Genomic DNA, 14,363 nt, shown 5'->3' with positions numbered 1-14,363 from the left:
AACAAAAAACGGGGCGCTCAAGGCGCCCCGTTTTTTCGATCTCGTCACCGGCGGGTGAGGATCAGTACTTCAAGATCACGTAAAGCGCGTGAATGATGCCAGGAATGAAGCCAAACAGCGTCAGCAGAATGTTGAGCCAGAAATGGCCTTTAAAGCCGACTTCCATGAAGACGCCCAGCGGGGGCAGCAAAATGGCGAAAAGTATCTTGATCGGGTCGGTGGCGGTCAGGGCCATAAAGCCTCCAATGCTTATTCAATAAACGAGCAACGGCCTGTCGCTCGGCTTAGCGAAAAGTGTAGTTGCCCTTGAGGCAGTGTGCGAATGTTTAACGTTTATAGCGTCGGCTATTTAAGTTTGCCCCGACGGCTCGCCATCGCTAGCCTGACCCCTTATCCTGCGCTTCTTTCTCTATTGCCGGGCCTTGTGCCCAAGCGTTACTGCGCTCATTAACCCATCGAGGCCCCATGAAGATATTGCTGCCGCCCACCTTTTTTCTGGCCAGCGCCATGGGCGTCCAGCCCGTATTGGCCCAGACGACCCCCGACGAGCAAGCGGTCACCCTCGCGCCGGTCCAGGTCAGCGCTCCAAGGCTCGCCCGCGAGCTCTACGCTACCCCGGCGGCGGTGTCGACGCTGGGTGAGGACGAGATTCAGCGCGGTCAGCAGCGCGTGCGCCTGGACGAGTCGCTCGTTCGCGTGCCCGGGGTGTTCGTGCAAAACCGCGATAACTTCGCCCAGGGCCAGCGTATCGCCATTCGCGGCTTCGGCGCCCGCGCCCCGTTTGGCGTGCGCGGCATCACCGTGCGCGTCGACGGCATTCCCTACACGCTGCCCGATGGCCAGGCAGCGCTCGACGCCATCGACCTGGACAGCGCCGAGCGCATCGAGGTGATTCGCGGGCCCTCCTCGGTGCTATATGGCAACGCCGCCGGCGGGGTAATCGACATCACCACCGCCGATGGGCGCAGCGATCCGGGTTCCAGCGTGCGCGTCGAGGCGGGCAGCGACGGCTACCAGAAGCTTTCGCTTCAAAATGGTGGCCAGAATGGCGACTGGTCTCACCACGTGAGCCTTTCGGGCTTGAACGTGGACGGCTACCGCGAGCAGAGCTCCACCGAGAAGTATCTGCTCAATGCCAAGCTTCGCCGCGAGCTGGGAAGCGAACGCGCCTTGACCGCGATCGTCAACCTGCTCGACAACCCGCGATCAGAAGACCCGGGCGCGCTCAACGCCCGCGAAGTCACCCGGGGCCGCCACCTGGCCGCGCCCAATTCAGTCGCGCTGGACGCACACCAGAACGTCGACCAGCAGCTGGTTGGCCTGCAGTACGAGGATCTGAGCGCGGGCCCCGGTGAGCTCTACGTGAAAGGCTTCTACGCTCGGCGCGATTTCGAGCAGCAACTGCCCTACGTCGGCGATAGCCGGCTGGGCTATGAGCGCGACTATATTGGCGGCAGCGCCGAGTACCACCACGCCATCGAACTCGGGACGCTGCCGCTGGATTACGTCGTCGGTGTGGATGTCGCGCGCCAGGAAGACGACCGCTTTCGCAACGACGTCAGCGGCGCGGGGGCGGTGGGCGAGCAGGTGGCCCGCGAAAAGCAGACCGCGACGGCCACCGGCGCGTTCGCCCAGGGCGATCTTGGTCTGACGGATCGGCTCACGCTGTCACTCGGCGCGCGCTTCGATCGCGTCGAGCTCGAGGTCGACGACCGCTACCTTGACGACGGCGATCAAAGCGGCGATCAGACCTTCAACGAGTGGAGCGGCTCGGCGGGGCTCAGCTATCGCTACCGCCCGCAGCATCAGGTCTATCTCAATACCGGCACGGCTTTTGAAACGCCGACGTTTGCCGAGTTCGCCAACCCGGCCGGCGGCGGCTTCAACCCCAGTGTGGAGCCGCAGAAATCCTGGAATCGCGAGGTGGGGCTTCGCGGCTACGTGGCGCCGCTTGCGCTCGACTACGATCTGGCGCTCTTTTCAGTGCGCGTGCGTGATGAGCTGGTGCCTTTCGATGAGGGCGGGCGTACCTTCTACCAGAACGCTGGCAATACCGACCGCGATGGCATGGAGCTCGCGCTTGGCTGGCAGTTTTTGGATCAGTGGCGTCTCGACAGCGCCCTGACGCTCGCGCGTTACACCTTCGATGAGTTCGCCACGCCCACGGCAAACTTCGACGGCAACCGCATTCCGGGCCTGCCGGAGCAGACCTGGATCAGCCAGCTCACCTGGGAAGGCATGGGCGAGCGCTTCGCCACGCTCGAGACCGAATACATCGGCGATCTGCTGGCGGATAACGCCAATGAGGTCGAGGCGGACAGCTACTGGCTGGTGAACCTGCGCGTCGGCGACGGCTGGCAGCTCGACGAGCGATCAAGGCTCAGTGCGTTTGTTGGCCTGCGCAACGTCTTCGACCGGGAGCACTATTCCAACGTGCGCTTGAACGGCACCTTCGGGCGCTACTATGAGCCGGCGCCGGGGCGCAGCGTCTACGGCGGTGTGGAGCTTACGTTCTAAACCGCTAAATGCGCGTTACACGCAAAACGGGCAGCCCTTGGGCTGCCCGTTTTGCGTTGAAGGCTGGATGACGCACCCGGCCAGCGGCGGGATTACTGTGGCAGCGCGTAGCCGATCACGTAGTCGCCCATTTTTGTGCCGAAGGTGCCGTGACCGCCGGCGCTGACCACCACATACTGGCGGCCGTCAGCGCCGGTATAGGTCATCGGTGTGGCCTGTCCGCCGGCGGGCAGGCGCGCCTTGAAGATCTCTTCACCGGTTTCCTGGTTGTAGCCGCGCAGGTACTGATCCAGCGTGCCGCTCATGAAGGTGACGCCGCCCGCCGTGGTGAGCGGGCCGCCCAGCGCCGGAACGCCGACCGGCAGGCCAATCGGCAGGCCCAGCGGCATGCTGTCACGGGTGGTGCCGTTGGGGTGCTTCCAGACGACCTCGGCGTTTTGCAGGTCGATACCGGCCACGTCGCCCCAGGAGGGCGCCTGGCAGGGCAGGTTGAAGATCGACAGCAGCGGGCCGAGCTCGACGGCGTAAGGCGCGCCGGCGTTGGCTTGCAGCCCCTGTTCGCTGGCCGAGCCCTGTTCGCCTTCGACCTCCTCACGCGGGACCAGCGTGGACACGAACGCCAGATACTTGGCGCCGGTGAACAGCGTCTGACGCTCGGGATCGACGGCAACGCCGCCCCAGTTCATGACGCCGACGTTACCCGGGTAGATGATGCTGCCCTCGAGCGACGGCGGCGTGTACTGGCCTTCGTAGCGCAGCGAGTTGAACTGGATGCGACACATCATCTGATCGAACGGCGAGGCACCCCACATGTCGCGCTCGGTGAGCGGCGCTGGCAATAGGTTCAATGCCGAACGAGGCTGGGTGTCAGCGGTCCGGTCACCCTCGACCGCGCCCTGGGGGGCGGGCACTTCTTCGATCGGCACGATCGCCTCGCCGGTTTCCCGGTTCAATACGTAGAGACTGCCCTGCTTGGTGGGCTGGATCACCGCCGGCTGAACGCCATCAGCGGTGTTCAGGTCGATCAGCACCGGCTGGGCGGGCGTGTCCATATCCCATAGATCGTGGTGAACGAACTGGTAGACCCAGGCGACCTGGCCGGTGTCGAGCGCAAGCGCTACGAGCCCTGCGCTATAGGTTTCGTCGTTTTCGCTGCGGTTACCGCCAAACTGATCCGGCGTGGCGTTACCCATGGGCAGGTAGACGAGCCCGAGCTCCTCGTCGACGCTGATCGGCGCCCAGACGTTGGGCGAGTTACGGGTGTAGGTTTCATCGTCGGCGATGGGGGCGGTGTCGTCCGGATTGCCGCTGTCCCAGTTCCACACAAGCTCCCCGGTGCGCACGTCGAACGCGCGAATTACGCCGGAGGGCTCATCGACCGAGCTGTTGTCGGTCACGTGGCCGCCCAGAATCACCAGGTTTTCGGTAACGGTGGGTGGCGAGGTGGAGTAGTAGCCGCCCGGGTCGAAGCTGCCGATGTTTTGCGTCAGATCCACTTCGCCGCTTTCGCCAAAACCTTCGCAGGGCTCGCCGGTATCGGCGTTGAGCGCGATCAGGCGGGCGTCCGCCGTGGGTAGATAGAGCCTACGCGGGCACATCACGTCGGTTTGGCTCAGCATCGGCACGGCGCTGTCTTCTGTGGCCGTTGGGGCGCTCAGCCGCTCGAGGATCGCCACGTCGATAGCGAAGGCGTCGCGCTCGGCGAACAGCAGTGAAGGCGTGGCATTCTCGCCGTTGGTGACATCGCTGGTCGTCGCGTTATCCGATTCGCTGTTGGCGTCGTTATCAGCCTCAGCGTCGTTGTCGGAATAGTTGGCCGCATCGAAGTAGGCGAGCCCGCGGCAGGTCATGTGCGCCCAGCCGGAGAAGTCGTCGGCGCCCTGGGTGCTGATCTCGGGATCGAACTCCCAAATCGTCTCGCCGGTTTCCGGCGACAGCGCCATGGCGCGGCTGTGCGAGGTGCAGATATAAAGGTGGTCGTTGACTTTCAGCGGCGTGTTCTGATTGGTAATCTCCGGCGGCGCGTTGGGGCCGGGCTCATCGCCGGTCTGGATGCGCCAGGCTTCCTCGAGCTCACCGATGTTGTCGAGCGTGATCTGATCGAGCGACGAGTAGTGGGTGCCGGCGTTGGTGCCGCCGTAAGCGGCCCAGTCGTCACCGGCGACCTGGGCGGGGTTGGCCTCGGCGTTGGCGCGGTTATCGGCAAGCGAGCCTTCGACCACGCCCGGGGCGGTGAACTGGCTGGCAATCGCGACCGCGATAGAGGCAATCACGCCAAGCCCTAGCGCCAGGCTCCCGCCGCGTGAATCAAGCGGCTTGCGCCACCAGGGCAGCAGCATGACGATGGCGATCAGACACGGGATGGCCACCCGCGGCACCAGTTGCCACCAGTCCAGACCCACTTCCCACAGCGCCCAGACGAGGGTCGCCAGCAGTGTGGCGGCGTACAGCCAAAGTGCCGCGCCCTTGCGTAGCGCGAGCAGAATGCCCGTGGCCAGCACGGCGATACCGGCGATCAGATAGTAGGCGCTGCCGCCCAGGCTCACTAGTTGGCCGCCGCCCACGGCCAGCGCCAGCCCCGCAAGGCCGAGCACGACCCCGAGAATCACGGCCGGCCAGGCGGCGCGGGCGCGTTTGTGTTCGTTCATACCATATCCCTGTTACCACGCATGATGGGCAAGCGACTCGTGAGAGTCCTCGCCCGCTTGATGCGCTAACCCATCGGCCGAGGGGCGATAAGACGCTTCATTAAGCGGCCCGAAAGGGCAATGGGTTAGCGCACGCTCTATGGTGAACATTTTAATCGTCAATAGGATATTGGTCGAACGGGTTTGCCGATTTTCACGAAAAAAGGCCGCCGCGAGTACGCGACGGCCTGTTGGGTGCTGAAAAGGCGCTGCTGGCGCGGCTAGCGGTTAGCCGTCGAGCTTGACCAGCATCTTGCCGGTATTGGCGCCTTCGAACAGCGCGAGGAAGGCATCCGGCGTGCGCTCGAGGCCCTCTTCCACGGTTTCCTTGTAATCGAACTTGCCCGCGGCGACCTGGGGTGCCACTTCGTTGAGGAAGTAGCCGTAGTTCGACCAGTGGTCGGCGACGATGAAGCCCTGCATCTTCGCCTTGCGCACCACCAACTGCGAAAGATTGCTGGGCCCCGGGGCGGGCTTCTCGGCGTTGTAGCTGTCGATCATGCCGCATACCGCGATGCGCGCGCCTTCGTTGAGCTGGGAAAGTGCCGCCTCCAGGCAGATGCCGCCGACGTTTTCGAAATAGACGTCGATGCCTTCCGGGCTTGCCAGTTTGATAGCGTCGCTCAGCTCACTGGCGGTGCGCTCTTTATAGGTGACCGGCTCCACGCCCACCGACTCGAGCCAGGCGAGCTTGTGCGCCGCGCCGGCAATGCCTACCACGTGACAACCCTTGGCCTTGGCCAGCTGTGCGACCAGCGAACCAACCGCGCCGCTGGCCGCGCTCACCAGCACGTTGTCGCCGGGCTTGCACTCGGCAATGCGGTTAAGCCCGGTCCAGGCGGTCATGCCCGGCATACCGAGAATACCGAGATAAGCCTGCTCCGGCACGTCGTGGTCCGGCAGCTTGAAAACGCCCTGGGCGGCCCCCTGGGCAATATCCCGCCAGCCGCCCATGTGGCTGACCCGGTCGCCGACTTTCAATTTCTCGTCGTTGGATTCGATCACCTCGCCGATCGCACCGCCGTCCATGGGCTTGCCAAGCTCAAAAGGGGGAACGTAGGTATGCACGCCGCTCATCCGCCCGCGCATATAGGGGTCGACCGAAAGCCAGCGGTTGCGAACGCGCACCTCGCCCGGGCCGAGCTCGGGAAGCTCCTGGGTTTCGAGTTTGAAAATCTCGCTGCGGGGTAGCCCTTCCGGATAATCGGTTAGCGTAAAGTAGCGTGACTGCATCAAAGCCTCCTGCGTAGATGAATCGTCTCGCGGCACCGCCAAGCGGCCGTGTCCTGTTAAAGACGGCGTGTTAAAGACAGCCTGTTAAAGACTATAGGCGCCCGGGCAAGTTCGCCAATCGCTAATAAATAAATATCCGGTGTGGTCGAAACGATAAAAGCGGCCCATGGGGGCCGCTTTTTCATCATCGAGCAAGGCGGAAATCAACAGGTGGAGCACGTAGCTCAAGGGGTATCGTACATCGGGGAGTACGCTAGCCGTTAAGTCCACAACGCCCAAGCGTCGTTGGCGGGTTAGTTGACCACCGTCAGCAAGACCGGGGCCGTTCCGCGGCGCACGATGCCGAGCTGGCGCGCCGCGCGCTTGGAAAGATCGATGATTCGGCCCTTGACGAAGGGGCCGCGGTCGTTGATCAGTACTTCGACTTCCTGTCCCGTATCCGGGCGGGTGACCAGCACCTTGCTGCCGAAGGGCAGGCTAGGGTGGGCGGCGGTCAGCGCCTGCTGGTCGAAGGCTTCGCCGCTGGCGGTCGTCGCGCCCTGGAAGCGGTCGCTGTAGAAGGAAGCTACGCCTTGCTGGTCGATGCCCTGGGCGAAAGCGGTGCTGGACGCCATCGTTAATAAAGCCGCGAATAAACCTTGTTTGATGATGTTTGCATGAACTCCCATTGGAGTACCTCAGCTATTGATCTCGATCGGCCATTCTTTAATCAGCGTGTGCATATAAATAAAGGGTTTGCCTAAAGGCTTCGCGATGGTAACGCCCCCAACTGCGTTGGGCAAGCTTTGCGATAATCGGCGAAGATGTACCCCAAGTTTCGAATTTAGTTCGCCAAAAATAATTTAAATTGATCGGTACCGTTTAAGTGCTTCTTTTGTGTAACACTTGTTCGCGTTACAAGGCGATGCAAAACCGTCGGTGCGTTTTATAAGAATCGTGTGATATAACAATGGATGTGCGACCCTAAAGCGCACCTTAAACGTCATTCAACGGAATTTTTTCAATGGCTAATAGTTCATCGTTAACGCTCGTCGTGGGCGTTCTGGGCGGCGCGCTCGCCGGTTTTCTCGTGGCCCAGGTGGTACCGGACGTTCCCGGCTTCTCGGGGCAGGCCGATACCGAAGAGACCGAGCAGGCACTCCCGATCGATTCCATCGAAGGGCTCGGTAGCCTGACCCTCGATGAGCGCCTTCGCGGTGAGCTCACCACCAGTGGCGAGCTCAACGGCAACGACGGCAGCCGCTCGCTTTACTACCGCCTGGCGCTCGACGAAGACACGCTGGTCGAGCTGGGCCTGAACGGCGCGCTCCAGGGCACCGTCACGCTTTACGACGACCATCTGCAGATGCTGGACAGCGGTGCCCCGCTTCGCTATCGCATCGAAGAGGGCGGCGATTACCTGGTGGTGGTCAGCGGTATGGACGCCAGCAGCTACGGCCCGTTCACGCTCTACCCGCGTACCGTCGAAATCAGCGACAGCGACACGTTAGCCGTCGACGAGCCGGCGGATTACTGGATGCAGTCCGATGAAGAAGTCGTGACGCTGACGGTCGAGGAAGCGGGGCTTTACCAGATCGACATGCGCTCCGAGGAGTTCGACGCCTACCTGACCATCGAAGGCCCGGACGGCTACCGTCGTGAGGACGACGACAGCGGCGGCAACCTCGACGCCCAGATCACCGACTTCCTCGCGCCTGGCGAGTACACCGTCAAGGCGCAAACCTACGATAGCGGAAACGGCATGTTTACGCTGTCCGCCGCACTGAGCGGCCAGGCCGGCGATTTTCGCAACGACGGCCCCATCGCACCGGGCGAGTCGCTGACCGGCTGGTACAACAACGCCCCGCTCGAGTACACCCTCGAGATCGAAGAGGCGGGGATGTATCAGATCGACATGCGCTCAAGCGACGTCGATGCGTTCCTGGAGCTTCACGACGACGACGGCTACTACCGGGATAACGACGACGGTGGCGACGGCTACGATGCGCGCCTGGCGGACTTCCTTGCACCGGGCACTTACCGCATCGTCGCCCGCACCGCTTTTGAGACCACATCCGGCGGCCAGTTCACGCTCGCCGTGGAAGAGAACGAGCTGCCCGAGGGCACCGAGCTTCAAAACGGCGGCGAGCTGACGCCCGGTGAAACGCTCAGCGGCTGGTACAGCGGCGAAGACGTGACCTACCAGCTCGAGGTCGAACAGAGCTCGGCGGTGACGATCGCGCTGGATTCGAGCCACTTCGATACCTATCTCGAATTGACCGGTAACGGTGTGTCCGAGTCCAATGACGACGGTGGCTCCGGCACCAACGCGCGGCTTGAAACCTCGCTTCTGCCCGGCACCTATACCGTGCATGCCCGTGGCTATAGCGCCAGTGAAAGCGGTCTGTTCGAACTGACCGCCGAACTCGAGCCGACCGAACTCGAACCGGACGCCTGATACCCCAGCGGCACCGCCGATCATGCTAAACGCCCTTGTTCGCTTTGTGCGGCAAGGGCGTTTACATTTAAAGGGGTCGAGCATGAAGTCGGCGCGCGCGAAGATCACACGCGAGCGAGCGAATTCGGCGCGACACCAAAGGAATGGAACTCAAAAGGGAAAATATCATGCCACGTTTAACAGTGGGCGCACTGGCCGCGGCGACGCTGCTGCTCAGCGGCTGCCAAAGCTATCAGTCTCAACCGGTCGAGCCCTACGCGATCGTCACGCTGGCGCAGGAGAAGCAGTTCGTTGCCCCCGACTGCGCGCTCGATCAGTGCCCCCACTTGCGGGTCTCCGCACTCGAGTTTCCAAAATCCGAGACGCTCTCGCGCGAGCTTCGCCGCCGGCTGATCGCGTTGGCCCCGCTTGAAAGCGAAAGCGCCAGGGCGCCGAGTGCCCAAACGACCTGGGCGGGCTACGCTAACGCCTTTTTCGATCAGGTCGAGCGTCAAGGCGCCTCCGTTGCCGAAAGCGGGGCGAGTGAAGCGCTGTTGGAGGCCGACGAGTATGGCCACCACAACGATCTGTTGACGCTGGAACTCAATAGCTACGTCTACTTTAGCGGCCAGGCGCACGGTCTGCCCGCCACCGAGTTCATGGTGATCGACGAGCGCTCAGGGGAAACCGTCGGGCTTGGCGACATGCTGATCGAGGGTCGCGAGGCCGCTTTCGAGCGGCTGGTCACCGAGGCGCATCAGCGCTGGCTCGACGAGATCGAGCAGGACGCCGCGTTCGCGGCCAACTGGCCGCTAAGCCAGTCCCGTAACGTCGCCCCGCTCGAGGACCGCTGGGTGGTGAAATTCAACGTCTACGACATCGCCCCTTACGCCGTGGGTCAGCCAGAGCTCGAGATTCCTCTGGAGGCACTGCGCGGTATCGCCAAACCGCGCTATCTCGACCAGTAACCGCGTTGCTTGACGTGTAACCGGCAGCGCCGTCGCACGACGGCGCTGCCTGCCGCTGTTTTTGGCACAGTAGTACTAGACGGTAGTGCTAGGCAGTAGTACTAGAGAGTAGTACTAGAGAGTAGTACTAGCGCCCCGCCTTCAAGCAGCCCGCCACGACCAGTATGGCCGCCATGGGCAGGCGCCAGTCGAGCACGCTCATGCCGGCCAGCACCAGCAGCAGAGCGGCTAGAATCGGCACGCCGTAAGCAAGGCTTCCCACCAGGCTCGAATGGCCCAGGCGCAGCGCCTTGTCCCAGGCCACCATAGCGATGCCGTAAGGCCCCAACCCCAGCGCAATACCCGCCAGCAGCGCTTCGCTTTGCGGCATCGTCAGGTCGTTTTCGAGCACCAGGCTCGCGCCCGTGGCTAACGCGCAGGCGATCAACAGCAGGCGCGGCAGAAGCGGCGTTAGCGCCACCGGCGCGCTTTGACCAAACCAGGAGTAGAGCGCCCAGCAGCAGGCCGAAAGCAGCGCGATGGCGTAGCCGGTGAGCTCGCCGTTGAAGCCACCGGAAAGTGCCTGAGGCAGCATCAAGAGCGAGGCGCCGAAAAACGCGATCAGCGCGCCGATCACGCCTTCAAGGCGCAGCCGCTTGTGGCGGCTGTACTGGCTCAACAGTACGAACAGTACCGGCCAGGTGTAGGTGATCAGTGCCGCGTCGGCGGCCGGCGCCAGGCGCATGCCGATGAAGTAGCTGCTGACCGCGCCGGTAATCAAAAGCGGCACCCCCAGCCAGACGCTCATCGCCCAGAGTGGGCGCATCGTGTTCACTCCCGTTTTGCGGCTCAGCGGCAGCGTTGCCAAAGCGCCTGCCAGCAGCGTCAGCGCGGTCAGCTGCAGCGGCGACGAGGTCTGAGCCATGCCCGCCAACAGCGGAGCGACGCTCCAGAGCGCCACCGCGATCGAGGCGGCTACGATGCTGTAGCCGCGAGCGGGCAGGGTAGGGAGATGAACGCGATACATGATGGCTCCTTCACTAACGATCGATGCGGATAGACAAACCTTGCTTTCTTTAAGTGGAGGTCAGCATAATCGCTCGTGACATATCACAATATCGATCTTTAATGATGATACCTATCAACAACGGTGATATATGCGCGCACCGATTTTCGACCTCTCGCTTTTGCGAACGCTGGTCGCCATCGCCGATACTGGAAGCGTAACTGCCGCCGCCAAGCGGCTCTCCTATACCCAATCCACGGTGAGTATGCAGCTCAACCGGTTGGAGGCGCAGCTGGATCTCACGCTGCACGAGCGCGAAGGTCGACGGCTTCGCTTCACCCCGGAAGGCGAGCGCCTTCTGGCCCACGCCCGTCGACTGCTGGCGCAAAACGACGAAGCTTTCAGCGACATGAAGGCGCGCCAGGTGACCGGCGATTTGACTCTGGGGATCCCCGAGGACTACGCGTCGCTTTTACCGTCGGTGTTCGCTTACTTTCATCAGCTCTACCCGGCGGTCGGCCTGACGGTGATTTGCGGCACCAGCGCGCATCTGGTCGAGCAGGTGAAGAACGCCGATATCGATCTGGCGCTGGTCACGCGCCAGCGCAACTCGCCAGGCGGGGAAGTGATTCGGCGCGAGCCGCTGTTATGGGCGGTGGGCATGAATCAGCAGCCGCTTTTGAGCGACCCGATTCCGCTGGCGCTCTACTCGCCAGGCGCCGACGTGTTTCGCGAAGTGGCGGAGCAGGCGCTGCAGGCCGCCGGGCGCGACTGGCGCGTGGCCTACACCAGCCAGTCGATGGCTGGGCTTGCGCCGATCGTCACCGCCGGGCTTGCCGTGGTGGTCATCACGCGCAGTATGCTCACGCCGTCGCTGCGCCCGCTGGACGAGGCCAGCGGATTGCCTGCGCTACCGATGATTGAGCTGGCGCTGCACCGGGCGCCGCATCGGCCAACGGAACCCGCCAAGCGGCTGGGCGAGTTAATTCGCGAACAGCTAGCGGCAATTGGCGAAGCGTTATAAGGTTAAAGGCAGTTTTACCCACACGCATTTTTCAGACAGAACCTGGGCGTCAGGAGCCACCGATGCATGAGCTGGACCACTACATCTATCCTCACCGAGTGCTGCACTGGCTGGTCGCTGCGGCGGTACTCGTGTCGCTGGCCACGGGGCTGACCCTGGGTACCTGGGGGTTCGAGCGCACCGCCGACGCGTTGGGCACCACCTTGACCAACGTGATGTACACCGGCCACAAGACGCTGGGCGTGACGATCCTGCTGCTGATGACGCTTCGAATCATCACCCGGGCGGCTTTCGTGGTGCCGGATCACGACCCGCCCTTGAACGCCTTCGAGCGGGTGGTGAGTAAAAGCGTGCACCATCTTTTGTATATCGCGCTGGTGCTGATGCCGCTGATCGGCTGGGCGGCCACCGCCACCGGCGGCTATCCGGTCGAGTTCTTCGTCTGGCACCTGCCGGGCTTTTTGAGCGAGAATGCGGCACTTTCCCGAACGCTTTTTGGCTGGCACGAAGTGCTGGGCTGGACGATTCTGGTGCTGATCGTGCTCCACGTGGGCGGGGCGCTCTTTCACTGGCGAATCAAGCGCGACAACGTCGTCAAGCGGATGAGTCTTTTCGACTGACGAATTCGCGGTAAAGAAGTAACCATGAGGGATCGGCACGTAAGCGGCCGGTCCCTTTTTTATGGCGACCAGGACCAGGGGTATTGGCGCAAGCGTTCGAGCGTCGGTGTAAATGAAAATCACTCACTTTTATTGACTTGGGGCCCGAGTGCGTCACAATTCGTCGTCCAGCCAATGAGGGAGGTGAGAATGGAGTTGCTGCGGGTGGTCTTCACGCACTACCGGTGGCCCTTTTTAGGCGCCATCGGGCTGAGCCTTTTCAGTGCCGGATTGGGCGTCGGGGTCATCGCGTTCATCAATCAGCGCCTGATCGTCGCCGACAGTACGCTGTCGGTGCTGGTGCCGTTTCTCGGGCTTCTAACGCTGCTGCTGGCCGTGACGCTGGCCACTCAGCTGGCGCTGACGCTGTTGGGTCACTACTTCGTCTATAACCTGCGCAGCCGGCTATTGAAGCGCATTCTGGATACCGATATCGAGCGCATCGAGCGGGTGGGTAACGCCACGCTGTTGGCAAGCCTTTCGAGCGACGTGCGCAATATCACCATTGGCTTCGTGCGCCTGCCGGAGCTCGTGCAGGGTGTGGTGATGACCGTGGCGTGCGTGGCGTATCTGGCGTGGCTCTCGCCGGAGATGGTATTGGTCACCGTGCTCTGGATGGCAGCGACCATGGCGGTCGGCTGGTGGCTGGTGTCCAGGGTGTATCGTCACTTTCATTTGGTGCGCGAAAGCGAGGATCTCTTGTACCGCGATTATCAGACCGCCATCGAAGGGCGCAAGGAGCTCACCCTCAACCGCGACCGCGCCCGGCGCTTTTTTGATGAAACCTACACGACCAACGCCAAAACCTACCTTTATCACATCATTCGCGCCGATACCTATCACCTGAGCGCCGGCAACTGGTCGAACATCATGATGCTCGGCGCCATCGGCGTGGTGTTTTTCATGGCCAACGTGCTCGGCTGGGCGGGTCCGGCGGCAGCGGCCACCTTCGCGCTGACGCTTCTGTTTCTGCGTACCCCGCTGATCCAGGCGATCGGCGCTTGGCCGACACTGATTAGCGCTCAGGTCGCGTTCGACAAGCTCAAGAGCCTGGAACTCGCCGAGTACCGCGCCGACTTCGCCGTCAAGGACACGCTGCGCGACTGGCAGTGCATCCGCCTGGTGGACGTAACCTACGCCTACCCGGGCGACGCACACGGGCAGGGCGCATTCAAGGTCGGCCCGGTGAACCTGGCCCTTCACCGCGGCGAACAGGTGTTTCTGATCGGCGGCAACGGCAGCGGCAAGTCGACGTTGGCGCGCCTCTTGTCCGGGCTCTACCGCCCGCAAGGCGGCTACATCCAGATCGACGATACGCGCATCGATGCGCACAATTGGGACGCCTTTCGCGCGCGCTTTTCGAGCGTATTCACCGATTTTCACGCGTTTGATCAGCTCATGGGCGCAGGCGGCGGGCCGTCAGACCCGGTACTGGTAGAACGCTGGCTCGAGCGGCTGCAGATGGCGCAAAAGCTCGAGTGGGCGGACGCACGCGTCACCAATATCCAGCTCTCCCAGGGGCAGAAAAAGCGGCTGGCGCTGCTGCTCGCCATTGCCGAGGAGCGCGATGTGCTGCTGCTCGACGAATGGGCGGCGGATCAGGACCCGCAGTTTCGCCGGCTTTTCTATCGCGAGCTGTTGCCCCACCTGAAAGCGATGGGCACGACCGTTTTTGCCATCAGCCACGATGACAGCTACTTCGTGCACGCCGACCGGCTGCTGGAAATGTCGGCAGGCCATCTTTTCGAGCTCGAAGGCGAGCAGCGCGCCCGGGCAAGCCTGGACGCGGTGGCGCAGATCACGCCGCAGTGAAAAGCAATAGTTAAAAACAACAGTTAAAAACAACAGTGCAAAAACGCGTGGGAGGCGGAGCG

The 14,363-nt window shown here is 62.6% G+C and carries 11 protein-coding genes; 6 read left to right on the top strand and 5 right to left on the bottom strand.

Annotated elements, in window-relative coordinates; genetic code table 11:
- Positions 1-61 precede the first annotated feature (61 nt).
- Positions 62-235 carry a YqaE/Pmp3 family membrane protein gene (locus RN346_RS13130; RefSeq protein WP_263586384.1) on the bottom strand — a complete coding sequence of 58 codons (174 nt, stop codon included), beginning with the start codon at positions 233-235 and terminating at the stop codon, positions 62-64.
- Positions 236-465: 230 nt separating this feature from the next.
- Here RN346_RS13130 and RN346_RS13125 point away from each other — a divergent pair, with 230 nt between their 5' ends.
- Complete coding sequence (locus RN346_RS13125) at positions 466-2,517, top strand: TonB-dependent receptor (RefSeq protein WP_311961366.1); 2,052 nt, start codon at positions 466-468, stop codon at positions 2,515-2,517.
- A gap of 92 nt (positions 2,518-2,609) precedes the next feature.
- Here the strand turns inward: RN346_RS13125 and RN346_RS13120 are convergent, their stop codons facing one another.
- The 3 genes from RN346_RS13120 to RN346_RS13110 form a co-directional block, all read right to left on the bottom strand.
- Positions 2,610-5,165, bottom strand: coding sequence for a glucose/quinate/shikimate family membrane-bound PQQ-dependent dehydrogenase (locus RN346_RS13120; RefSeq protein WP_311961365.1), 2,556 nt, complete (start codon positions 5,163-5,165; stop codon positions 2,610-2,612).
- 267 nt (positions 5,166-5,432) lie between these two features.
- Positions 5,433-6,437, bottom strand: a complete 1,005-nt coding sequence (locus tag RN346_RS13115; RefSeq protein WP_311961364.1) for an NADP-dependent oxidoreductase — start codon at positions 6,435-6,437, stop codon at positions 5,433-5,435.
- A gap of 293 nt (positions 6,438-6,730) precedes the next feature.
- Positions 6,731-7,051 carry a septal ring lytic transglycosylase RlpA family protein gene (locus RN346_RS13110; protein WP_263586388.1) on the bottom strand — a complete coding sequence of 107 codons (321 nt, stop codon included), beginning with the start codon at positions 7,049-7,051 and terminating at the stop codon, positions 6,731-6,733.
- A 389-nt stretch (positions 7,052-7,440) separates the two neighbouring features.
- Between RN346_RS13110 and RN346_RS13105 the strand changes: the two genes are divergently transcribed.
- Positions 7,441-8,874: a hypothetical protein gene (locus RN346_RS13105; RefSeq protein WP_311958490.1), complete on the top strand. Its 1,434-nt coding sequence runs from the start codon at positions 7,441-7,443 to the stop codon at positions 8,872-8,874.
- Positions 8,875-9,041: 167 nt separating this feature from the next.
- Positions 9,042-9,821 carry an RsiV family protein gene (locus RN346_RS13100; RefSeq protein ID WP_311961363.1) on the top strand — a complete coding sequence of 260 codons (780 nt, stop codon included), beginning with the start codon at positions 9,042-9,044 and terminating at the stop codon, positions 9,819-9,821.
- A gap of 127 nt (positions 9,822-9,948) precedes the next feature.
- Here RN346_RS13100 and RN346_RS13095 read toward each other — a convergent pair whose 3' ends face one another.
- Complete coding sequence (locus RN346_RS13095) at positions 9,949-10,827, bottom strand: DMT family transporter (protein WP_311961362.1); 879 nt, start codon at positions 10,825-10,827, stop codon at positions 9,949-9,951.
- Positions 10,828-10,957: 130 nt separating this feature from the next.
- On the opposite strand from RN346_RS13095, the gene RN346_RS13090 reads away from it, so the two are divergent.
- The 3 genes from RN346_RS13090 to RN346_RS13080 all read left to right on the top strand — a co-directional run bounded on the left by RN346_RS13090 (position 10,958) and on the right by RN346_RS13080 (position 14,301).
- Positions 10,958-11,830, top strand: a complete 873-nt coding sequence (locus tag RN346_RS13090; RefSeq protein ID WP_263586392.1) for a LysR substrate-binding domain-containing protein — start codon at positions 10,958-10,960, stop codon at positions 11,828-11,830.
- Between the two features lie 62 nt (positions 11,831-11,892).
- Positions 11,893-12,450 carry a cytochrome b gene (locus RN346_RS13085; protein WP_263586393.1) on the top strand — a complete coding sequence of 186 codons (558 nt, stop codon included), beginning with the start codon at positions 11,893-11,895 and terminating at the stop codon, positions 12,448-12,450.
- A 189-nt stretch (positions 12,451-12,639) separates the two neighbouring features.
- Positions 12,640-14,301, top strand: coding sequence for a multidrug ABC transporter permease/ATP-binding protein (locus tag RN346_RS13080; protein WP_311961361.1), 1,662 nt, complete (start codon positions 12,640-12,642; stop codon positions 14,299-14,301).
- The last annotated feature ends 62 nt before the right edge of the window (positions 14,302-14,363 follow it).

The sequence above is a fragment of the Halomonas sp. PAMB 3232 genome (genome assembly GCF_031954225.1).
Lineage (GTDB): Bacteria > Pseudomonadota > Gammaproteobacteria > Pseudomonadales > Halomonadaceae > Vreelandella.
The sequence above is the reverse complement of the archived record's forward strand: the minus strand, read 5'-3'. Positions and strand labels throughout refer to the sequence as shown.

Coding starts and splice junctions, on each gene's coding strand:
- RN346_RS13130 (WP_263586384.1), bottom strand. CDS start 235: ATGGCCCTGACCGCCACCGACCCGATCAAGATACTTTTCGCCATTTTG.
- RN346_RS13125 (WP_311961366.1), top strand. CDS start 466: ATGAAGATATTGCTGCCGCCCACCTTTTTTCTGGCCAGCGCCATGGGC.
- RN346_RS13120 (WP_311961365.1), bottom strand. CDS start 5,165: ATGAACGAACACAAACGCGCCCGCGCCGCCTGGCCGGCCGTGATTCTC.
- RN346_RS13115 (WP_311961364.1), bottom strand. CDS start 6,437: ATGCAGTCACGCTACTTTACGCTAACCGATTATCCGGAAGGGCTACCC.
- RN346_RS13110 (WP_263586388.1), bottom strand. CDS start 7,051: ATGGCGTCCAGCACCGCTTTCGCCCAGGGCATCGACCAGCAAGGCGTA.
- RN346_RS13105 (WP_311958490.1), top strand. CDS start 7,441: ATGGCTAATAGTTCATCGTTAACGCTCGTCGTGGGCGTTCTGGGCGGC.
- RN346_RS13100 (WP_311961363.1), top strand. CDS start 9,042: ATGCCACGTTTAACAGTGGGCGCACTGGCCGCGGCGACGCTGCTGCTC.
- RN346_RS13095 (WP_311961362.1), bottom strand. CDS start 10,827: ATGTATCGCGTTCATCTCCCTACCCTGCCCGCTCGCGGCTACAGCATC.
- RN346_RS13090 (WP_263586392.1), top strand. CDS start 10,958: ATGCGCGCACCGATTTTCGACCTCTCGCTTTTGCGAACGCTGGTCGCC.
- RN346_RS13085 (WP_263586393.1), top strand. CDS start 11,893: ATGCATGAGCTGGACCACTACATCTATCCTCACCGAGTGCTGCACTGG.
- RN346_RS13080 (WP_311961361.1), top strand. CDS start 12,640: ATGGAGTTGCTGCGGGTGGTCTTCACGCACTACCGGTGGCCCTTTTTA.